The sequence below is a fragment of the Ruegeria sp. CDSA033 genome (assembly GCF_059612305.1).
Window position 1 is genome coordinate 1 of record NZ_JBXWQI010000012.1, and the last position, 19,206, is coordinate 19,206.

At 57.1% G+C, this 19,206-nt stretch carries 22 protein-coding genes; 11 read left to right on the plus strand and 11 right to left on the minus strand.

Translation table 11 applies throughout. The annotated features are described in order from the left end of the window. The coding region (locus tag AC2FLA_RS15060; RefSeq protein ID WP_282153203.1) for a hypothetical protein at positions 1–194 on the plus strand (194 nt) is incomplete at its 5' end. Here AC2FLA_RS15060 and AC2FLA_RS15065 read toward each other — a convergent pair. Next, positions 191–784 carry a hypothetical protein gene (locus AC2FLA_RS15065; RefSeq protein WP_058273249.1) on the minus strand — a complete coding sequence of 198 codons (594 nt, stop codon included), beginning with the start codon at positions 782–784 and terminating at the stop codon, positions 191–193. The two genes, AC2FLA_RS15060 and AC2FLA_RS15065, sit on opposite strands and share 4 nt — an antisense overlap. A 97-nt stretch (positions 785–881) precedes the next feature. After that, a complete protein-coding gene (locus AC2FLA_RS15070) occupies positions 882–3,230 on the minus strand; it encodes a DNA topoisomerase IV subunit A (RefSeq protein ID WP_496723227.1) in 2,349 nt (782 codons plus the stop codon). A gap of 202 nt (positions 3,231–3,432) precedes the next feature. Between AC2FLA_RS15070 and AC2FLA_RS15075 the strand changes: the two genes are divergently transcribed. From AC2FLA_RS15075 to AC2FLA_RS15100, 6 genes are all read left to right on the plus strand, one after another. Beyond that, positions 3,433–4,044, plus strand: coding sequence for an SH3 domain-containing protein (locus AC2FLA_RS15075; protein WP_496723229.1), 612 nt, complete (start codon positions 3,433–3,435; stop codon positions 4,042–4,044). Between the two features lie 69 nt (positions 4,045–4,113). Then, the gene (locus tag AC2FLA_RS15080) at positions 4,114–4,941 is read left to right on the plus strand and encodes an SDR family NAD(P)-dependent oxidoreductase (RefSeq protein ID WP_113791295.1); all 828 of its coding nucleotides are present in this window, start codon (positions 4,114–4,116) and stop codon (positions 4,939–4,941) included. An 80-nt stretch (positions 4,942–5,021) separates the two neighbouring features. After that, positions 5,022–5,225, plus strand: coding sequence for a twin transmembrane helix small protein (locus tag AC2FLA_RS15085; protein ID WP_058273252.1), 204 nt, complete (start codon positions 5,022–5,024; stop codon positions 5,223–5,225). After that, positions 5,226–5,798 carry a cob(I)yrinic acid a,c-diamide adenosyltransferase gene (locus AC2FLA_RS15090; RefSeq protein WP_496723231.1) on the plus strand — a complete coding sequence of 191 codons (573 nt, stop codon included), beginning with the start codon at positions 5,226–5,228 and terminating at the stop codon, positions 5,796–5,798. A gap of 264 nt (positions 5,799–6,062) precedes the next feature. Further along, the gene (locus tag AC2FLA_RS15095; protein ID WP_058278923.1) at positions 6,063–6,821 is read left to right on the plus strand and encodes an electron transfer flavoprotein subunit beta/FixA family protein; all 759 of its coding nucleotides are present in this window, start codon (positions 6,063–6,065) and stop codon (positions 6,819–6,821) included. Further along, positions 6,821–7,750: an electron transfer flavoprotein subunit alpha/FixB family protein gene (locus tag AC2FLA_RS15100; protein WP_058273255.1), complete on the plus strand. Its 930-nt coding sequence runs from the start codon at positions 6,821–6,823 to the stop codon at positions 7,748–7,750. Before AC2FLA_RS15095 ends, AC2FLA_RS15100 begins: the two co-directional genes overlap by 1 nt. A 64-nt stretch (positions 7,751–7,814) precedes the next feature. Here AC2FLA_RS15100 and AC2FLA_RS15105 read toward each other — a convergent pair whose 3' ends face one another. After that, positions 7,815–8,636, minus strand: a complete 822-nt coding sequence (locus tag AC2FLA_RS15105) for a DUF6473 family protein (protein ID WP_496723233.1) — start codon at positions 8,634–8,636, stop codon at positions 7,815–7,817. A 162-nt stretch (positions 8,637–8,798) separates the two neighbouring features. On the opposite strand from AC2FLA_RS15105, the gene AC2FLA_RS15110 reads away from it, so the two are divergent. Beyond that, on the plus strand, positions 8,799–9,674 hold the full coding sequence (locus AC2FLA_RS15110) for a 3-hydroxybutyryl-CoA dehydrogenase (RefSeq protein ID WP_113791299.1): 876 nt from the start codon (positions 8,799–8,801) through the stop codon (positions 9,672–9,674). A 50-nt stretch (positions 9,675–9,724) separates the two neighbouring features. Here AC2FLA_RS15110 and AC2FLA_RS15115 read toward each other — a convergent pair whose 3' ends face one another. From AC2FLA_RS15115 to AC2FLA_RS15145, 7 genes are read right to left on the minus strand one after another with little or no spacing between them, the layout of a single operon-like run. Further along, the gene (locus AC2FLA_RS15115) at positions 9,725–10,624 is read right to left on the minus strand and encodes a lysophospholipid acyltransferase family protein (protein ID WP_496723235.1); all 900 of its coding nucleotides are present in this window, start codon (positions 10,622–10,624) and stop codon (positions 9,725–9,727) included. Positions 10,625–10,663: 39 nt separating this feature from the next. Continuing rightward, the gene (locus tag AC2FLA_RS15120) at positions 10,664–10,933 is read right to left on the minus strand and encodes an HPr family phosphocarrier protein (protein WP_058273259.1); all 270 of its coding nucleotides are present in this window, start codon (positions 10,931–10,933) and stop codon (positions 10,664–10,666) included. 17 nt (positions 10,934–10,950) lie between these two features. Beyond that, positions 10,951–11,343: a PTS sugar transporter subunit IIA gene (locus AC2FLA_RS15125; RefSeq protein ID WP_108861263.1), complete on the minus strand. Its 393-nt coding sequence runs from the start codon at positions 11,341–11,343 to the stop codon at positions 10,951–10,953. Next, positions 11,340–12,221 (minus strand): RNase adapter RapZ, encoded by an 882-nt coding sequence (gene rapZ / locus AC2FLA_RS15130; protein ID WP_496723237.1) that lies wholly within the window; start codon positions 12,219–12,221, stop codon positions 11,340–11,342. Before rapZ ends, AC2FLA_RS15125 begins: the two co-directional genes overlap by 4 nt. Next, a complete protein-coding gene (locus AC2FLA_RS15135) occupies positions 12,218–12,688 on the minus strand; it encodes an HPr kinase/phosphorylase (RefSeq protein ID WP_496723239.1) in 471 nt (156 codons plus the stop codon). Before AC2FLA_RS15135 ends, rapZ begins: the two co-directional genes overlap by 4 nt. 3 nt (positions 12,689–12,691) lie before the next feature. Next, the gene (locus AC2FLA_RS15140; protein ID WP_496723241.1) at positions 12,692–14,401 is read right to left on the minus strand and encodes a sensor histidine kinase; all 1,710 of its coding nucleotides are present in this window, start codon (positions 14,399–14,401) and stop codon (positions 12,692–12,694) included. A gap of 32 nt (positions 14,402–14,433) precedes the next feature. After that, a complete protein-coding gene (locus AC2FLA_RS15145) occupies positions 14,434–15,138 on the minus strand; it encodes a response regulator transcription factor (RefSeq protein WP_170561191.1) in 705 nt (234 codons plus the stop codon). 347 nt (positions 15,139–15,485) lie between these two features. Here AC2FLA_RS15145 and AC2FLA_RS15150 point away from each other — a divergent pair, with 347 nt between their 5' ends. The 3 genes from AC2FLA_RS15150 (at position 15,486) to AC2FLA_RS15160 (ending at position 18,319) form a co-directional block, all read left to right on the plus strand. Beyond that, the gene (locus AC2FLA_RS15150) at positions 15,486–17,084 is read left to right on the plus strand and encodes a phosphoenolpyruvate carboxykinase (RefSeq protein ID WP_496723243.1); all 1,599 of its coding nucleotides are present in this window, start codon (positions 15,486–15,488) and stop codon (positions 17,082–17,084) included. Between the two features lie 368 nt (positions 17,085–17,452). Next, complete coding sequence (locus tag AC2FLA_RS15155) at positions 17,453–17,743, plus strand: hypothetical protein (RefSeq protein ID WP_496723245.1); 291 nt, start codon at positions 17,453–17,455, stop codon at positions 17,741–17,743. Positions 17,744–17,854: 111 nt separating this feature from the next. Then, positions 17,855–18,319 carry a hypothetical protein gene (locus AC2FLA_RS15160; protein WP_233493496.1) on the plus strand — a complete coding sequence of 155 codons (465 nt, stop codon included), beginning with the start codon at positions 17,855–17,857 and terminating at the stop codon, positions 18,317–18,319. On the opposite strand, the gene AC2FLA_RS15165 is transcribed toward AC2FLA_RS15160, so the two are convergent. Continuing rightward, complete coding sequence (locus AC2FLA_RS15165; RefSeq protein ID WP_496723247.1) at positions 18,316–19,080, minus strand: sulfite exporter TauE/SafE family protein; 765 nt, start codon at positions 19,078–19,080, stop codon at positions 18,316–18,318. The two genes, AC2FLA_RS15160 and AC2FLA_RS15165, sit on opposite strands and share 4 nt — an antisense overlap. Positions 19,081–19,206: the final 126 nt, after the last annotated feature.

The following is a 19,206-nucleotide window of genomic DNA, read 5'->3' on the forward strand; positions in this document are numbered from 1 at the left end:
GTCTTGCCGTGGTCAACGTGGCCAATCGTGCCGATGTTGACGTGCGGCTTATTACGCTCAAACTTTTCCTTTGCCATTCCTCAGGCGCCCTTTTGCGATTGGGGGGACCCGTGGTCCCGTGGTTACATCTGCGCGCGCGAGATATTTGGTTCAAAGGGGAAAATCAAGCACATCCTGCGTTAAAAGCTGGTTAAGACGCCGGATTTTGGGTGACCTCGACGGATTCCAACGGCTGGATCAGGTCGGGACGCTTGTCGAACCAGCCGTTGTCCTTGTGTTCCTCGGCCAGCCATTCCTCGACACGATCGGCAACCTTGAGCGCCAATCCGTCCATTTGCTCTTCTCTGGTGCGGGTATGCCCGGATCCCGTAAGAGCGCTTTCACCGGTCGTGTCTTCAAGAACCTGGAACTGTTTGCCTTTGGCCAGAAACTCTTTTTTGCGCACGTCATAAACATTCACCAGAACGATTGCTGTGCTTTTGGGATTGTAGATCACAGGCACACCCGGAGGGGCCAGCATAAACCCCTCAAGACTGATTCCTATGTCGTATTCCTGGGCACCCTCATACCTGCCAAGCCGAATATTCACGGCGTTCTGAATGGCGTCTTCCCACTCTTTAGGTGTCGCTTCCCGCGACACCGGCCCCTTCCGGGCCTTTTCAGCAAAGGCATAATTGACGCGCAATTTGAATTCGCCCAGCGACTCAGGCTCTTCATAAACCTGTGTCTGCGTGCACGCGCCCATCAGGGCCAGTCCGGTAATCAGGGTCAAAGCTCGCAACATGTTCTCGTCTCGATATGCCTGTTTTTCTTTGATCTAGCGCAACGATACGGCTTGTGCCAAGCCGTATCGGCAGAAATCCACTTGCAAGCGCGCTTGCTCACGAAAATTTATAGTCGCGCGGGAACCCGTAGGGTGTCTTTTTGCCAACGCTGGCCCGTTTGGCCAGCCACTGTGACATGTCCGCCTCGTGCCGCGTCTTGTCGCCGCCCATGGACCACCTCAGCCCCTCTTCCCAATTGAAGGTGGTGATGTCGGACAGGCCGCCATCCAGTTCCAGTGTCCCCTGTCGGCCGCGCGCCATATTGTATTTTTGCAGGCGTACACCCTTACCGCGCCCCATTTCGGGCAGCTCTTCCACTGGGAACACCAGGAACTTGCCGTTCTGCGACACGACCGCGACGTGGTCGCCCGAAACGGGCTTACAGATCATCGCCGTCTCATCGGCTTTGACGTTCAGCACCTGCTTACCGTTGCGGGTCTGGGCCAACACGTCATCTTCGGGCACCATGAACCCGTTGCCCGCGTCTGACGCCACCAACAGCTTGCGCCCTGGTTTGTGGATCAGTATGTCGATGATCTGTGCCTCGTTCGGCAGGTCGACCATCAGGCGCAGCGGTTCGCCCATACCGCGCCCGCCCGGCAGATTGGCGGCGCTGAGCGTGTAGAATCGCCCGTTCGAGGCAAACACCAACAAGCGGTCAGTCGTCTCAGCGTGGAATATGAAACGCGGGCCGTCGCCGTCCTTGAACTTTAACTCGCGCTTCAGGTCGATGTGACCCGTCATGGCGCGAATCCAGCCCATCTGAGAGCAGACAACCGTGATCGGTTCTTTGTCGATCATTGCCTCAAGCGGTACTTCTTCAACCTGCCCGGCTTCGGCAAATTGGGTTCGGCGCGCGCCACCTTCATAGTCTTTACCAAAGGTCTTCTTGGTCTCTTTCAACTGCTCGGCGATTTTGGCCCATTGCAGGGCCGGGTCGGCCAGCAGGTCTTCGAGATTGGCCCGTTCCAGCATCAATGCGTCACGTTCGCGGACCAGTTCCATCTCTTCCAGACGGCGCAAGCTGCGCAGGCGCATGTTGAGGATCGCGTCGACCTGAACCTCAGACAATTCGCCCTCGCCCGGCTTGGGCGAGACATAGTCGGCCTCGCTGGTGGCGCGAATATGGTCGATGCCCCAATCCTCGCGCATCAGCGCTGCCTTGGGATCATCGTCATAGCGGATGATGTCGATCACACGATCCAGGTTCAGGAAGGCGACGATAAAGCCTTCCAACACCTCCAACCGGTGGTCGATCTTGGCCATACGGTGGCGCGAACGGCGCAGCAGCACCTCTTGCCGGTGATCAAGGAAGGCGCGCAGCACTTCCTTCATCGAACAAACCTTGGGCGTCACCCCGTCGATCAGCACGTTCATGTTCAGGCTGAATCGCACCTCAAGGTCCGAGCTGCGGTAAAGCATGCCCATCAAAACCTCAGGGTCCACGTTCTTGGAGCGCGGTTCGAGGATCAGGCGGATGTCATCTGCGGATTCGTCGCGTACGTCGGCAAGGATCGGGATTTTCTTGGTCTGGATCAGTTCCGCGATCTTTTCGATCAGTTTGGATTTCTGAACTTGATAAGGGATCTCGGTGACAATGATCTGCCATTGGCCGCGACCCAGATCTTCGACCTCGTATTTGCATCGCAGGCGGAACGATCCGCGCCCGGTGCGATAAGCCTGCGCAATGTTCTCAGGTGGCTCGACGATAATGCCACCAGTCGGGAAGTCCGGCCCCGGTACATAGTTCAGCAACGTATCATCACGCGCATCCGGTACCTTGATCAGATGCAGACAGGCATCGCACAGTTCGGCGATGTTGTGGGGCGGGATGTTCGTCGCCATACCCACCGCGATCCCGCTGGACCCATTGGCCAACAGATTCGGAAACTGCGCCGGCAACACGACCGGCTCGGACAGTGTGCCATCATAGTTGTCGCGGAAATCGACGGCGTCTTCGTTCAGCCCCTCAAGCAACGCTTCGGCCACGATAGTCATCCGCGCCTCGGTGTAACGTGACGCCGCCGGGTTATCACCGTCGATGTTGCCAAAGTTGCCCTGCCCGTCGACCAGCGGGTAGCGAACGTTGAAATCCTGCGCCAGACGCGCCATCGCGTCATAAATCGCGGCATCGCCATGCGGGTGATAGTTGCCCATCACGTCGCCGGAAATCTTGGCGGATTTACGGAACCCGCCGGTTGCACTGAGTCGAAGCTCGCGCATCGCATAGAGGATTCGCCTGTGCACAGGCTTCAGCCCATCGCGCGCATCAGGCAATGCCCGGTGCATGATGGTGGACAGCGCATAGGTCAGATAGCGTTCACCAATCGCGCGGCGCAGCGGTTCAGCTATCTCGCCCCCATTGTCGGGGGCCTCCATATTGGGGTCGTCGATCGTATCGTTCATATATGATGTGATACGCCGCAAGCGCGCGCTGGTAAAGCAATCAGCTTAGATTTTGCTGGGGACAAGTCGCGCTTTTTGCAACAGGGGGAGCCAAGTCTCGGAATTCCCCCGGTTTTCGACTCGGACCGCGAAATATGGTAGGCTGTCTTCATTAGACTGCTGCCAATTTCTTGTACCTAACGATTGACTTGGGGGATGCGCCATGACGCGCCTTATTATTTTGACTTTCACTGCACTTGGCTGGTGTTTTTACGTTATGAGCGGCGGACCAGATTTCGAACCGCGCGGCTTGCGGAGCGATCAACCCGTACGCGTTGCTTCTGCATCCCAGCCTGCGGCAGTAGCACCCGCCCGGGTTGAAGAACTTGTGACCAATGTGGCCGTACGGGCCCCGACGGTGCGTGCACAACCCCAACCTGAACCCGAAGAGATCGTGCAGATCGTGGCCGAACCAGCCAGCCTTCAGTCTCTGTCCGGCATCTCGGTGTTCGATGATCAGAGCGCAAACATCACGCTTGCTTCGCTGGAAGACGGCGTGGCGGGTTTGCGTCAGACCGATGATGCGCCCCTGCCGGAAACATCAGAGGCCGCGGCGATTCCCGAACCTGAAAAAGACATCCGCGAAATCTCGGGAACGCGGGTGAACATGCGCGATGGGCCCGGCACCATATACCCAATTGTCGGCAAAGCGGCCATCGGACAAAAGGTCGAAGTGCTGAGCGATTCCGGAACCGGCTGGCTGCGCCTGCGCGTGTTGCCCGCGCAACAGGTCGGTTGGATTTCCGCCTCACTGGTTCGAAAAATTCAAAACTGACGCTGCACCGTCATTGTCCTGACCCACACCTCGCAATAGCTTTGGCCTGAATTGAAGGTCAGGAAGATCATGCAGAAAACCATTCTTATCACCGGCTGCTCGTCCGGCATCGGTCTGGACGCGGCACACGGTATGCGTGCGCGCGGCTGGCGTGTCTTTGCATCCTGCCGCCAGCAGCGTGATTGCGACCGGCTGCGCGCGCAAGGCTTTGAAAGCCCGCGCATAGACTATACCGACGCCGCAAGCATCGCATCAGGCCTGACCGAAGTGCTTGAGGCCACCGGAGGTACGCTGGATGCGCTGTTCAACAACGGAGCGCACGGCTTGCCCGGCGCAGTTGAAGATCTGCCGACCGAAGGGCTCCGCGTGATATTCGAGGCCAACTTCTTTGGTTGGCATGAACTCACCCGACTGGTGATTCCGGTCATGCGCGCGCAGGGGCACGGGCGAATCGTTCAGAATTCGTCGGTTCTGGGCCTGGTGGCCTTCCCATGGCGCGGCGCATATGTCGCCACAAAGTATGCCATTGAAGGCCTTACCGACACGCTGCGTCTGGAACTTGCCGGAACGAATATCAAGGCCATCCTGATCGAACCCGGCCCAATCACGTCGAAAATCCGCGAGAATTCGATCCCCTTCTTCGAGCGTTTCATCAACTGGGAGAACTCGGCCCTGCGCGAAAAGTACGAGGCTTCGCTGTTGAAAAGACTGTACGAATCCTCAGGCCCGGACCGTTTCGAACTGCCCGCATCAGCGGTGACCGACAAGCTAGCCCATGCGGTTGAATCAAAGAGACCGCGCGCGCGCTACTATGTCACCACGCCAACCTATATCGCCGGTTATCTGCGCCGCCTTTTGCCCACCCGCACCATCGACCGCATTCTGTCGGACGTCTGAGGCGAAATTACCCGTTCGCTTTTCATGTACATGAGGCTAGATGATAGCCAAACGAAACAAGAAACGCGGACGGTGTGCTTATGGACCTTTTGATGGTCATTTTGCTGTTGGCCATGGCGGCGGTTGTCGTCGTGCTGGCGATCGGCATCTCCAATTTCGGCAAAAGCGGCAAAGCTGCTGCAATGAAAAGCAACAAGATGATGCGTCTTCGCATCCTGTTCCAGTTCATTGCTGTGGTGCTGATCGTGCTCTACGTCTACCTGCGCGGACAAGGAGCTCAATAAATGGTCGTTCTGAACAAGATTTACACCCGCACCGGCGATGATGGAAAAACTGCCCTGGGCAACGGCGAACGTGTCGCCAAGTATTCTGGTCGCGTAGCCGCGTATGGGACCGTTGACGAACTGAACGCTTTTGTTGGCGTTGCTCGGACCGAGGCGGAAGGCGACGTCGATGCCGCCCTGGCGCGCATTCAAAACGACCTATTCGATCTGGGCGCAGATTTCTGTCGCCCCGACATGGAAAAAGACGCCGAGGCCGATTACCCGCCCCTACGCATCGTTGCATCTCAGATTGATCGGTTGGAAGTCGAGATTGACGTGATGAACGAAACGCTGGAGCCGCTGCGCAGCTTCATCTTGCCCGGTGGGTCGCGTCTGGCAGCGAATCTGCATGTCTGCAGAACCGTATCCCGCCGCGCCGAACGCCTTGCGGTCGAATTGACCAACATGGAGCCCGTGAACGCAGTCGCGGTGAAATACCTCAATCGTCTGAGTGACTGGTTTTTTGTTGCCGCCCGCTGCGCCAACGAGAACGGTACTGCGGATGTTTTGTGGGTTCCGGGCGCAAACCGCTGAAGTTGGCGCGGGATCCGGCGAACCCTGCAGCGACCAACAAAGCAAAACCCCAGCCAAACGGGTGGGGCCCAAAGCTCTGGCACCGGCCACCAAAGCAATAAAATTTCACGCCGTTGCGTCAAAATACATGAAACGCGACGTCTCAAGTTCATGACGTGACGATTTTGCCCTGTTGCAGCGTGAACTGAGACGCTATTCAGTCCCCCGAGAGCATTGGTGGAGTCGCTTCGCGGCTTACCGTTTTTTGTGAGGAGCAAGCGCAAAATGAAGGTACTCGTGCCTGTCAAACGCGTGATTGACTATAATGTGAAAGTTCGCGTGAAAGCGGACGGTAGCGGTGTTGATCTCGCCAATGTCAAAATGTCGATGAACCCGTTCGACGAAATCGCTGTGGAAGAAGCGATTCGCCTGAAAGAAGCAGGCAAGGCTGACGAAATCGTTGCGGTTTCGATTGGCGTCAAGCAATCGCAGGAAACCCTGCGCACCGCACTGGCCATGGGCGCTGACCGCGCCATTCTGGTTGTTGCCGCCGATGACGTCCATCAAGACATCGAACCGCTGGCCGTTGCCAAGATCCTGGCCAAAGTGGTCGAGGAAGAGCAACCCGGCATCGTTTTGGCTGGTAAGCAAGCGATCGACAACGACATGAACGCTACCGGTCAGATGCTGTCGGCCCTGCTGGGCTGGTCGCAAGGCACCTTCGCGTCCGAGCTGGACATCGAAGGCGACAGCGCCAAGATCACCCGTGAAGTTGACGGCGGCCTGCAGACCATCAGCGTCAAGATGCCGACCATCGTCACTGTTGACCTGCGCTTGAACGAGCCGCGCTATGCGTCTCTGCCGAACATCATGAAGGCGAAGAAAAAGCCGCTGGACGAGAAAACCGCCGCCGATTACGGCGTCGACGTCACCCCTCGTCTGGAAGTCGTCAAAACCGAAGAGCCGCCGGCACGTGCTGCTGGTATCGTCGTCGGCTCGGTTGATGAGCTGGTTGAGAAACTCAAAGAAGCGGGGGCTGTGTAATGGCTGTTCTTCTTCTCGCAGAAGTCAACAATGGCGAACTGGCGATGGACGCCACCGCCAAGGCTGTCACTGCCGCAAAGGCACTGGGTGACATCACCGTTTTGGCCGCGGGCGGTTCTGCCGCTGCTGCCGGTGAGGCCGCCGCCAAGATCGACGGTGTGTCCAAGGTACTGGTTGCCGAAGACGCGTCGCTGGGCCACCGCCTAGCTGAATCGACCGCGGCCCTGATCGTCGGTCTGGCTGATGGTTATGAGCACATCGTTGCTCCTGCCACCACCGACGCCAAGAACGTGATGCCGCGCGTTGCAGCCCTGCTGGACGCGATGGTGATCTCCGATGCATCTGGCGTGGTTGACGGCTCGACTTTTGAGCGTCCGATCTATGCGGGCAACGCGATCCAGACCGTGAAGTCACACGATGCCAAAAAAGTCGTCACCTTCCGTACCGCGTCCTTTGACGCGGCTGGCGAAGGCGGCTCGGCGGCGGTTGAAACCATCTCGGTCGGTGACAACCCAGGTCTGTCGTCATGGGTCGAGGACAAGGTTGCCGCGAGCGACCGTCCGGAACTGACCTCGGCTGGCGTTGTTGTCTCGGGCGGCCGTGGTGTCGGCTCGGAAGAGGACTTCAAACTGATCGAAGGTCTTGCTGACAAGCTGGGCGCCGCAGTTGGCGCATCGCGCGCCGCCGTGGACTCGGGCTATGCACCGAACGACTGGCAGGTCGGTCAGACCGGTAAGGTTGTTGCACCCGATCTGTATGTCGCGATCGGCATCTCGGGCGCGATTCAACACTTGGCTGGTATGAAAGACTCGAAAGTCATCGTTGCGATCAACAAGGACGAAGAAGCGCCAATTTTCCAGGTTGCGGATTTCGGGCTGGTTGCAGACCTGTTCCAGGCCGTACCCGAACTGACCGAGAAACTCGGCTAACCGCTGGCTTAGCTTTTTCATCGCGAAATTTGGAAAGGCCCGCTAATTTGCGGGCCTTTTTTTATTAATGCAGATTGCGTATTGGCCCCATCAAAGCTGCCGCAATCGCCCGATGGGCAGCTGGGCCAATCATGTGCTCTACCATTGGTTGTTGCAGTGTGCCGAACAACATGTCCTCAATCTCGTCAGACTGGCCGCACACATGGGTTTTGACGTTGACGATATCCGTGCAGGATTTGCCAACGACCTGGATCATCTGATCCGTTACGTCGACATCAGCGAAGTCAATGTGATGCGCGCTCTGCTCTCCTCGAAGGACCTGCAGCCGCAAGAGGATCACCGGGGTTTCCAGGCCTTGCAAAAAATCACCGATCTTCCGAACCCAGTTTCGGCGCAGTTCGTCCAGAACAACTTCGATGCGCGCGTCGCGAACCTTGTGCAGGCAGGTCATCAGGTGGCGCACGAAATGAATCTCGGTGAAGTCGATTTCGGGATACAGGCTGATCAAATCCTTCGTTGGCGCCAAAAACCGGTCGTTGCGCCTGGAATGAACGCGATAAAATTGGTTGGACTGCCCAAGAAGCCCTGGCGCCTGCATGACGCACAGATCTGCGCCCCTTAGCAAATTGCACAACCCCAAGTCATCGCACAACGCGTCAACGCCGCTGAACAGGCATCCAAAGTTCAGAACGCGTCTTTCAAGCCGGTCTTCGAGAATCGCTGAGAATGGCCGGTCGACGAATCGCCCAAATGTCTCATCCCCGCCAACGCAAGCTGCGTAAGGTTGATCCAGAACACGCCGAGCACCGCGAAACCACAGCCGCGATCCGTCATATTGGCATACCTCATGCCCAGGTCCCCCCGAGCCTGTTTGATGATAGCTCATATCACTCACCCATTTTTCACCCGGTTGCCATCTTGCAGCCGCAAGTCTTGAGAAAATCCTAATGTGCGCATTTGAAGCAAAATCGAACTGTCGGATCCCCTTGCCGCCCGCCCCGATCTGTCGATACTGTCGCCATATCCCGAGACACAAAGGCACCTGAACATGGATGTAAAATCGGTCGGAGTGATTGGCGCAGGTCAGATGGGCAATGGCATTGCTCATGTTCTGGCGCTGGCAGAGTATGACGTTCTGCTGAACGATGTCTCGCAGGACGCGCTGGACAGTGCCGTGGCGACGATTGAGGGCAATCTGGCCCGACAGGCATCAAAAGGCAAAATCTCGGACGAACTGATGCAAGCCACGCTGAGCCGGATCAACACGACGTTGGAGCTGCCCCAGTTGGGTCAGACCGATCTGGTGATCGAAGCTGCAACCGAGCGGGAAGCAATCAAACAGGCGATTTTCGAAGACCTGCAGCCGCATCTTCTGCCCCATACGATTCTGACATCCAACACGTCCTCAATCTCGATTACCCGCCTGGCCAGCCGAACGGATCGGCCGGAACGCTTCATGGGGTTCCACTTTATGAACCCGGTGCCCGTGATGCAGCTGGTCGAGCTGATCCGGGGGATTGCCACGGATGAAGAGACGTTCAAATCGTGTAAAGCGGTTGTGGACCGGCTTGGCAAAACCGCAGCTAGTGCGGAAGACTTCCCGGCCTTCATCGTGAATCGCATCCTGATGCCGATGATCAATGAGGCCGTATATACTCTCTACGAAGGGGTCGGCAGCGTGCAGTCGATTGATCAATCGATGCGGCTAGGCGCAAACCATCCAATGGGTCCGCTGGAACTGGCTGATTTCATTGGGCTGGACACATGTCTGGCGATCATGAACGTGTTGCATGACGGATTGGCAGACACCAAGTACCGGCCCTGTCCACTGTTGACGAAATACGTCGAAGCCGGCTGGTTGGGCCGCAAGACCGAACGCGGGTTTTATGACTACAGAGGTGAAACACCGGTCCCAACGCGCTAGAGGGGGCCAGCCCCCTCGCCCGGGATATTTTTTGCCCGAAGAAGAGCGGATCAGGAATCGCGTGATTTACCAAGCGCCATTGTGCGTTTTCTGAGCCACGCCATGAAACCGCGCGGATCACTTTCCAGCAGCTTCATATCCTCGTCCGAAATCGGCTCGCCAATCACCGGAGATTGCGGTTTGTTGCAAGAGCGGACGATCTCATGCAACAGCAGCCCCTGTCGTAGGATCGGCGACAGCTTGTTGGCAATCTGATAGGCGCGTGAATTGCTGCCCGGAAAGAAAATCGGAACCACCTGCGCGCCGGATCGGCGGATCATCTTGGCGGTAAACACATTCCATTCCTGCTCTTGCGCAGGCCCGAACCAGTCGTCCGAGGACATCACCACACCCGACGGGAACAGCGCAACAACGCCACCTTCCTTCAGGTGTTCCATCGCCTTGCCGCGCATCTCAAGCATTTTGGTTTGCGCTTCGGGGTCGTGTGGAAAGGGAACCGGGATCATGAACGATGTCGCGGCCTCATCCAGTCCGGTAAGGACCGAGCGGGTCAGGATACGGTAGTCATTGCGAACCTGCCCGATCAGTTCGGCCAATATCATACCGTCGACCATGCCATGCGGGTGATTGGCCACGACGATCACAGGCCCTTCTTTCGGGATATTTGCATATTGGTCCTGCGGAGTGGTCAGGTTGATTCCCATGACCTCAAGCGCACCGCCCCAGAACCTTTGACCACGATAGTATTCGTTCTTTTTTTCGAACTTATTTACCATCCGCAGAATAGTCAGCTTACCCGTACACCATTCAATGGCGCGGATAGCTGTAGACGTCCAGGCATCGTCAAAGGAATTCGCATAGGTCAGGGTTCTACGATCATAGATTTCGCCCTGATCTTCCGTCCCGTCCACCACCGGGCCTGTCTTGGTCTCGTGCGTCGTTTGCGCCAATTCCTGGTTTTCCCGTTCTTCGTATCGCGACTGGCAGGATCAGAACCCTTCCCCGAACTTTCCGTTCACAAGGGTTTCCAATGCATCCGCCAACGCCTCAGCATCCGGTCCGGACGTCTCGACGTCAATAGTCGTTCCGCGAGACGCTGCCAACATCAAAAGACCCATGATGCTGTCCCCTGATGCAGAAAGCCCATCTTTGGACACCTCTGCCTGCGCGTCAAACCCCTCGACCACTTCGACCAGCTTAGCCGAGGCGCGGGCGTGCAGGCCTTTTTCATTGATTATTTTCAAGCTTCGGTTGGTCATTCTTAATCAATCCGGTCTCAATCCAACGTCACGTTTTGCGCATTGATATATTTACGTCCGGCCTCCATCGCCCGCCGGACCGCATCCCCGATCGGCAAGTGGCGACTTTTGGCCAATTTTATCAGCATAGGCAGATTTGCACCGTAGAGAATACGCCGATCCTGCGGCGCGCAGGCCTTCAAACTCAGATTCGACGGGCTGCCGCCAAACAGATCCGTGACAACAACCACGCCGTCGCCGACATCCACACCGTCAGCGGCGGTGCAGATTTCTGACTGCTTGGCTTCCCGGTCGTGGTCAGCCTCAATCGAGATTGCGGCCAGGCCCGGTTGATTTCCGACAACATGCTGCATTGCGGCCAGATATTCCTGAGCCAGCCCGCCATGTGCTACGAGTACGATCCCGATCAATCCAGCCTCTCATTCAACGATCGACGTTCCATTTCGCGGTGCCTAATTGCCACTTGCTGCCCCCCCTGCGCAAGGGCCTTTGCGACCGCTTCTGCGGTTGCGACCGATCTGTGTTGCCCTCCGGTACACCCAAATGCCACCGAAAGATGCGCTTTGCCTTCGGCGCGGTAAGCGGGCAACAACAATTTCAGCAAATCGACAACGCGGTCGAAAAACGGCGCGTAATTCGCGTCAGACTGTACATAGCGCGCCACATCCGGGTTTCGACCATCTTCGGCCCGCAATTCCGGACGCCAATAGGGGTTGGCCAGAAACCTGCAGTCAAAAACCATGTCCAACCCATGCGGCAAGCCGCGTTTGTACGAAAAAGACTCGATGGATACCGCCAGATGTCGGCCGCCTTCCGGAGCGAACCAATGCTCGACCTCCTTGCGCAACTGGTGAACGTTGATCTGGCTGGTGTCGATCAGAATGTCGGCAATTTCACGGATCGGAGCCAACAGCTCTTTTTCCTGCAGCACTCCTGCTTCAGGGCCTGCATTGGCCGCAACGGGATGGCGTCTTCGGGTTTCCGAGAACCGCTGCAGCAGCACTTCGTTTCGGCAATCAAGATAGAGAACCGTAAGCTCGACCTGCTCGGTCCGCCGCAGCCGCATAACTAGATCAATGAACCCGATGGTCGAGAAATCGCGATTTCGGGCATCGATGCCCAACGCCATGGGCCGATCGTTTTCCGGACCGTCCAACAAGCGCATCAAAAGGCCCATCGGCAAATTGTCGATGGCCTCGAACCCCAAATCTTCAAGCACACGGATCGCCGTTGTCCGCCCAGCACCCGAAGGGCCGGTGATCAAAACGATCCGCCGCTGTTGTTTCATTTGTTGGGCCATTCCGGGTTCACGCGCCCCATTTTCATCAGTTGCATCAATGCCGAAGCCAAGTTGGGGACGCCACTACCGCGAAGCAAGGGGATAGTTTGCCCCAGGGCTCGGATCGAGATCGGATCTGGCAAACGTGCTTCTTCCCGCTGGTCCAGATCCACCACATAGCGCAACCCCACTGGTCCTACGGGTGGCGCGCGTAACAATCCGATACCGCGGGCCTCAACAACGCCGCGGATATTTGGGGCCGCATCAGCTGTCACTTCACCGCCGCTATTGCGTAAAGCCACGCGGTCATCACCGACAAGTTCAGCACCCAGTGCCATCATCTGCAAAACCAGCGCGGATTTTCCCGCCCCTGACGCGCCAACAATCAGCAGGCCAAGCCCGTCAACAGCCACGCAGCTGGCGTGGAGTATGGCACTGTCCTGTTTTTCCAGATCATTGATTGACGGGGCACTCATGATTTACACGGGCAAACCGACTACAAAGCGCGCGCCCAGCGGGTCCGAGGTGATGTCGGCATCGGTTGGCCGGATGTTTTCGGCCCAGATCACACCACCATGTGCTTCGACAATCTGCTTGGAGATTGCCAGCCCCAGGCCCGAGTTATTTCCGAAGTGCTCGGCAGGACGCTCGGAATAGAACCTTTTGAAGACCTTAGTCAGGGCCTGCTCCGGAATACCGGGACCGGTGTCTTCGACCACGACCAGCACCCTGTTTTCGCGCCGCCTGACCCAGACACGGATCGCATCGCCTTCCTCGCAAAACGAGGTGGCATTGGTGATCAGGTTGACAAAGACCTGCGCCAATCGCGCCTCCAGCCCGTTGATAATGATCGGATTGGACGGCAGATCGGTTATATAGTCGATCCCCTTGGCCCGTGCATCTTCACCCAGATACTGGCTTATATTGCCAACCAGCTTCACCAGATCAAACGGCTGTTCTTCTTCCTTGACCAGTTCGGCATCCAGACGGGACGCGTTCGAGATATCGCTGACCAAACGGTCCAGACGGCGAACATCATGTTCGATCACACCCATCAGCTTTTCACGTTGGTCATCGCGCTTGACCATTCGTAACGTGCCCACAGCAGATTGAAGGCTGGCCAGAGGGTTCTTGATCTCATGCGCGACATCAGCGGCGAACTGTTCGTTCGCGTCAATTCGGTTATAAAGCGCGGTGACCATACCCCGCAGCGCGCGGCTGAGCAGACCGATTTCATCCGGACGCGCGGTCAGGTCGGGGATGCGGATACGGCCAGGGTTCACTCCGGCGCCCCGGTCCTTGCCCAGTTCGGCGGCCGCCGCAAGATCCGCCAACGGGTTTGCGATGGTTGAGGCGAGAACAAGGCTAAGTCCGATTGACACAAGAAGCGCGACAACAAACATCTGAAGGATGCGCTCCTGCTCGCGACGGGCGAGGGCGTCTATCTCTCCGGATGGACCGGCCATGGCAACGGCCCCCACCGCAACGCCCTCTTGCAGGATCGGGGCTGCTGCAACAATGACCGTTTCGCCAAAGTCATCCTTGACGGCCTGCACCTGCATCTGCCCCTGCAGCGCGCCGGGCACTATGGTCTGAACCCGTTGCGCCAGCGTAGGCGCTTCGCTGGGTTCTGCGGAGGTGAACACGCGCGACAAACCCGTCCACACGGCGTTCAAGGCGTCGCTGATCAAGGTACTGCCGGTCTGAACCTCGGCCTCAGACGCCAACAGCGCCTGCTCGGATGCTGCGCCACGCGCCCATCCAATCAGAGTTCCCCGTTCGTCATAGACAAAGACTTCGCCCCCTTGGGGCAGTGTGAGGCCCTCCAGCGTGTCCTTTACGTCCAGTGTGCCGGCATCCTGCGACAGGCCGGATGCTGTCTGGCGCAGCTGTGCTTCGAACACGTTGCTGACCAACTGCGCATCCCCGATCAGATTGCGCGCGGTCTGCTGAACCTGCTCATCACGGGAATCGTCCAGATACAGCAACCCGGTGACAAGGATCACCAAGGCGATCAGGTTGAGCGTGATGATCTTGCGCGCAAGCGGCGAGCCGCGCATTGCAAACAAGCCGCGGCGGCGGCGCGCGTGCCGAAGTTCGGCTGACTCCGGGTCCTGCGGGATGACCCAATCATCCCCCAGAACGACATCACCGTCCCGCAATTCGCTGGCTTGTTCTGTATCGCGCACGAGACCCGGTTACCCCTAGTATTTGGCCACGCCTATTCTTCGTTGTACCTGTACCCAATTCCGTACAGTGTTTCGATCGCCGAAAACTCGGGATCTGCGGCGCGCATTTTCTTGCGCAGTCGCTTAATGTGACTGTCGATCGTACGGTCGTCCACATAGACCTGATCGTCATAAGCCACATCCATCAGCTGATCGCGGCTTTTGACAAAACCCGGTCGCTGAGCCAACGCTTGCAACAACAGAAACTCGGTGACGGTCAAAGAAACGTCCGAACCCTTCCAGCTGACCGCATGGCGTAGGGGATCCATCCGCAGATCACCGCGCTCCATCACCTTGGCGTCACCTGTGTTGGCGGTTGTCACATCGCCAGTTGTCGCCTCTTGCCGGCGCAGCAGCGCGCGGATGCGTTCAACCAATAGACGCTGAGAAAAAGGTTTCTTGACGTAATCGTCCGCGCCCATGCGCAGGCCGAGAACCTCATCTATTTCGTCATCCTTGGACGTAAGGAAAATCACCGGCATCTGGGTTTTCTGCCGCAGCCGTTGCAACAGGTCCATCCCGTCCATCCGCGGCATCTTTATGTCCAGAACAGCCATATCGGGCAGTTTCTTGTTGAAAGCGTCCAGCGCTGCCTGCCCATCATTATAAGTCTCAACCTCGAACCCTTCGGCTTCGAGTGTCATGGATACGGACGTCAGAATATTTCTGTCGTCGTCCACCAATGCAATCTTCGACATCGGGTTAACCCCTATTCCTGCTCACTCACGCAATAATTCGCTTATTAGTAGGGCATCTTTGTCGTTTTTATGGCCGCGAATCAATCCGTATCTGCGAATCGTGAGATTGTTGTCACACAGATGCGGCAAAAAAGCCGTTAATGCGCACGGAAAAGCGCCTTGTTTTCCGGCAGGAAATTAGTGGTGGCGCTAAACTTTAACTTGGTTGCGCTAACTGCGCCAAACCGTCCTGTTCATGCCCCAAACGACCATGTTATGACCCGCCCATCCGCCGGTTTTTCCCGGTATACTGCCCCAAGAGCGCCCCCGGCCCAACTGCCGACGCGCCGCCACAGGAGAAGAAACGCATGACATCTGGACGGGTTAACCCGCAATTCCGCCTCGAAGATCAGGGCATCGAGGGTCTGGGCAATGTCTATTACAACTTCATGGAACCGGCGCTGATCGAAGAGGCGCTGAAGCGCGGCGAAGGCACTCTGGGCAATGGTGGAGCTTTCCTGGTCACCACCGGCAAATTCACCGGTCGTTCGCCCAAGGACAAACACGTCGTCAAAACCGACAATGTTGCTGATACCATCTGGTGGGAAAACAACGCCGCGATGACCCCCGAGGGTTTTGACGCGCTGTATACCGATATGCTCGAGCATATGAAGGGCCGTGATTATTTCGTGCAGGATCTCGTCGGCGGCGCCGATCCCGCCTATTCGATCAATGTGCGCATGGTCACCGAACTGGCATGGCACAACCTGTTCATCCGCCATTTGCTGCGCCGCCCGGATCGCGAAGATCTGGAAGAGTTCATTGCAGATTTCACTGTCATCAACTGCCCCAGCTTCCAGGCCGACCCGGCCAAGCATGGCTGCCACAGTGAGACCGTGATTGCACTGAACTTCGACCGCAAGCTGATCCTGATCGGCGGTACGGAATACGCGGGCGAGAACAAGAAATCAGTCTTCACCCTGCTGAACTACATGCTGCCCGAAAAAGGCGTGATGCCGATGCATTGCTCAGCCAACCACGCTGTTGGCAACCCGGTCGACACCGCGGTGTTCTTTGGCCTGTCCGGCACCGGCAAGACCACCCTGTCGGCAGACCCTGCCCGCACGTTGATCGGCGATGACGAGCATGGCTGGTCGGATCGCGGCACCTTCAACTTCGAAGGCGGTTGCTATGCCAAGACCATCAATCTGAACGCCGAAGCCGAGCCGGAGATCTACGCGACCACCAGCAAATTCGGCACTGTGATCGAGAACATGGTCTTCAACCCCGAAACCAAGGAACTGGATTTCGAGGATGACTCACTGACCGCGAACATGCGCTGCGCCTATCCGCTGGAGTATATCTCGAACGCCTCGAGCAGCGCGCTGGGTGGGCACCCCAAGAACATCATCATGCTGACCTGTGACGCATTTGGTGTACTCCCTCCGATCGCACGGCTGACCCCGGCGCAGGCGATGTACCACTTCCTTTCGGGCTTCACTTCGAAAGTGGCGGGAACAGAGCGTGGCGTCACCGAGCCTCAGCCCACGTTCTCAACCTGCTTTGGCGCGCCCTTCATGCCGCGTCGTCCGGAAGAGTATGGCAACCTGTTGCGCGACAAGATCGCCCAGCATGGTGCGACTTGCTGGCTGGTGAACACCGGCTGGACCGGTGGTGCCTATGGTGTTGGCAGCCGTATGCCGATCCGCGCAACCCGCGCGTTGCTGACAGCTGCCTTGGAAGGATCGCTGCGCGACGCCGAGTTCCGCAAAGACGCCAATTTCGGCTTTGACGTCCCGGTATCCGTTCCCGGCGTGGCCGAAGTTCTGCTGGATCCGCGACGCACCTGGGATGACCAGGCCGCATTCGACAAGCAGGCTGAAAAACTGGTGCAGATGTTTGCAGAGAACTTTGAGCAGTACCTGCCCTTTATTGATGATGACATCAAAGCCGTAGCAATCGGTTGAATTCAAAGGGGGCGCTTTTCGCCCCCTTTTCTTTTGCCCAGGCGAGTAACCTCTCTGTAATCTTCCTGTGGTTGTATAATGCGCAATGCATATACAAATTCGTTGCTCGCTGCAGCAGATTACAGTACTTCACTGTGTCATTATGACGAAAAAGCCCGGCGCTTGCGCACCGGGCGTGAAGAAAAAGACCTTGGGGATACTCAATGAGCGCGCACTCACATTCGCGATTTGAGCAACCTAATCAAGTATCTAGTGTAATCCATCGGGGATGGGTGTCAATATGAGACATGCTGGAAAATTTCAGTTTCCACAGGTTTCTAACTTTCGCTTCAGCGCGAAAGGCGGCAAGGAAAACAACAGGTAGGCAAATGACGGAAATCTCGAAACTGACCGAACTTCGCAAATTGATGCAGAGTATGGAACGGACCCTTGGACTGGAACAACTCTCTCCGGTTGAGCGTGACATTTACTACGCGGCCGAGGAACTGTCGAAAGCCGATCAGGAAGTCCGCACGTTCGGTTTGATCGAGCACACCCTTGTTCAGAGCGTCTCGCGTCCGACATTTTTCCGCGCGCTGAAATCGCTGGTCCAAAAGGGCTATCTGTCCCAAAGCGGCAATGCCAACCGGGGGCGGTATATCGTACATGCGCCCAAGTGACACCGCCAACCTGCGTGTTGATGGCTAATAATCGTGCGCAGATGGGCCTCTGACACTTTCTTCGCCTCACTGGCTTACATAGTTGCATCATTCCTCACCTTCGAGGTCTTGATGCCGCTGCAAAACGTGTTCTTTCCGGAATACCCAAGCCGGGCCAGCCTGCTGTTCCTACCTCACGGGGTAAGGGTCCTGGCAGCGTGGCTACTCGGGTGGCGCGCGATTTTCGCATTGTTGCCTGGCGTCTTTGCAGTCTTCGCATTCCTGGGGGGTGCGGATGTCTTCTTACCCAGCCGCTTGTTGGCAATTGTCATCGCGGTCACAACGGTTCCTACCGTGTTCTACCTGCTCAAATGGGCAGGTTGGGACTTGTTTCCCAGACCTGATCGCAAACCCTGCTGGCTGTGCGTCATGGGTGTCGGCGTAATCACGTCGTTCCTGGCATCCGCCATGACAAACATGAGCTTTGGCAGCGCAGGGGTAGAGTACATCGCCTTTCTGATCGGCGATATCTCTGGGCTGTTTTTCCTGATGCTGGGGCTTTACTTCACGTTTCGGTTTATGGACCGCAGAACTTAACCCATCAGACCGCGGCGCAGCAGGTTCAGTCCAGCGACCAACAGCACAACCAAAGTCACTTTGCGAAACAGCGCCTGATCGATTCTCGATTGCAACTGCATGCCCACCCACATCCCGATCACCGCCGGAGCGATCAGGGCAGCCGAAAACGGCGCGGTGTCGGCCCGCAGGATACCTGATCCCATATGGGCGACCATCAGGGCAATTGCGCCCAGCCCATAGATAACCCCCTGCACCCGCATTTGCACGGCTTTCGGCGTGTTCAGGGCCGTCAGGTACGCCACCGTTGGCGGCCCCCAAATACCGGACATACCACCGACAAATCCTGCGACGGCCCCTATGAGAACCTCAACACCGGCCGATGGTTCTTTCAGCACCAGTTTCACACCCAGGACCTGAATCAAGGCAAAGAAGGTGACCGGAACGCCAATCATCAACAGGAAGGTCGATGTCGGCACCAAAGTGACCAGCTTGGCTCCGGCCAGAAGGAACACCAAGCCCACGATCAGAAAGATGCGAAACTCCCTGACCGACGACACGGCCGCGGAAACACCCTGTCCCAAAGCCTGAAAGACATTAGTTACCAGTGTCGGAAGGATCAGACCCGCGATGGCCAGCTCGGGTGGCAAAAAGACACTCAACCCTGAAACCATAACCATCGGCATGGCAAAACCGACGATACCTTTGACCCACCCGGCCAGAAACGCAACGCTCAGAGCCAGCAGAAGATCCTGTGGAGGTAGTAAAGAAAACAATGTCATGGCCCCCTGATATCATTCCTGACGGGCGCTGCACTGCAAAAACGCTCGAGAAATATTAGAACTTTTTCACAACGTAATACGTATTTTTGTTGCGCTGCACGTGCAGCATGATATGACCAGACGACA

Excerpts from the sequence above, each read along its gene's own strand:
- AC2FLA_RS15100 (WP_058273255.1), top strand. The coding sequence starts at position 6,821 with ATGGCTGTTCTTCTTCTCGCAGAAGTCAACAATGGCGAACTGGCGATG.
- AC2FLA_RS15070 (WP_496723227.1), bottom strand. The coding sequence starts at position 3,230 with ATGAACGATACGATCGACGACCCCAATATGGAGGCCCCCGACAATGGG.
- AC2FLA_RS15155 (WP_496723245.1), top strand. The coding sequence starts at position 17,453 with ATGACGGAAATCTCGAAACTGACCGAACTTCGCAAATTGATGCAGAGT.
- AC2FLA_RS15095 (WP_058278923.1), top strand. The coding sequence starts at position 6,063 with ATGAAGGTACTCGTGCCTGTCAAACGCGTGATTGACTATAATGTGAAA.
- AC2FLA_RS15120 (WP_058273259.1), bottom strand. The coding sequence starts at position 10,933 with ATGACCAACCGAAGCTTGAAAATAATCAATGAAAAAGGCCTGCACGCC.
- AC2FLA_RS15090 (WP_496723231.1), top strand. The coding sequence starts at position 5,226 with ATGGTCGTTCTGAACAAGATTTACACCCGCACCGGCGATGATGGAAAA.
- AC2FLA_RS15145 (WP_170561191.1), bottom strand. The coding sequence starts at position 15,138 with ATGTCGAAGATTGCATTGGTGGACGACGACAGAAATATTCTGACGTCC.
- AC2FLA_RS15160 (WP_233493496.1), top strand. The coding sequence starts at position 17,855 with ATGCCGCTGCAAAACGTGTTCTTTCCGGAATACCCAAGCCGGGCCAGC.
- AC2FLA_RS15165 (WP_496723247.1), bottom strand. The coding sequence starts at position 19,080 with ATGACATTGTTTTCTTTACTACCTCCACAGGATCTTCTGCTGGCTCTG.
- AC2FLA_RS15085 (WP_058273252.1), top strand. The coding sequence starts at position 5,022 with ATGGACCTTTTGATGGTCATTTTGCTGTTGGCCATGGCGGCGGTTGTC.
- rapZ (WP_496723237.1), bottom strand. The coding sequence starts at position 12,221 with ATGAAACAACAGCGGCGGATCGTTTTGATCACCGGCCCTTCGGGTGCT.
- AC2FLA_RS15150 (WP_496723243.1), top strand. The coding sequence starts at position 15,486 with ATGACATCTGGACGGGTTAACCCGCAATTCCGCCTCGAAGATCAGGGC.
- AC2FLA_RS15080 (WP_113791295.1), top strand. The coding sequence starts at position 4,114 with ATGCAGAAAACCATTCTTATCACCGGCTGCTCGTCCGGCATCGGTCTG.
- AC2FLA_RS15075 (WP_496723229.1), top strand. The coding sequence starts at position 3,433 with ATGACGCGCCTTATTATTTTGACTTTCACTGCACTTGGCTGGTGTTTT.
- AC2FLA_RS15110 (WP_113791299.1), top strand. The coding sequence starts at position 8,799 with ATGGATGTAAAATCGGTCGGAGTGATTGGCGCAGGTCAGATGGGCAAT.
- AC2FLA_RS15105 (WP_496723233.1), bottom strand. The coding sequence starts at position 8,636 with ATGAGCTATCATCAAACAGGCTCGGGGGGACCTGGGCATGAGGTATGC.
- AC2FLA_RS15135 (WP_496723239.1), bottom strand. The coding sequence starts at position 12,688 with ATGAGTGCCCCGTCAATCAATGATCTGGAAAAACAGGACAGTGCCATA.
- AC2FLA_RS15065 (WP_058273249.1), bottom strand. The coding sequence starts at position 784 with ATGTTGCGAGCTTTGACCCTGATTACCGGACTGGCCCTGATGGGCGCG.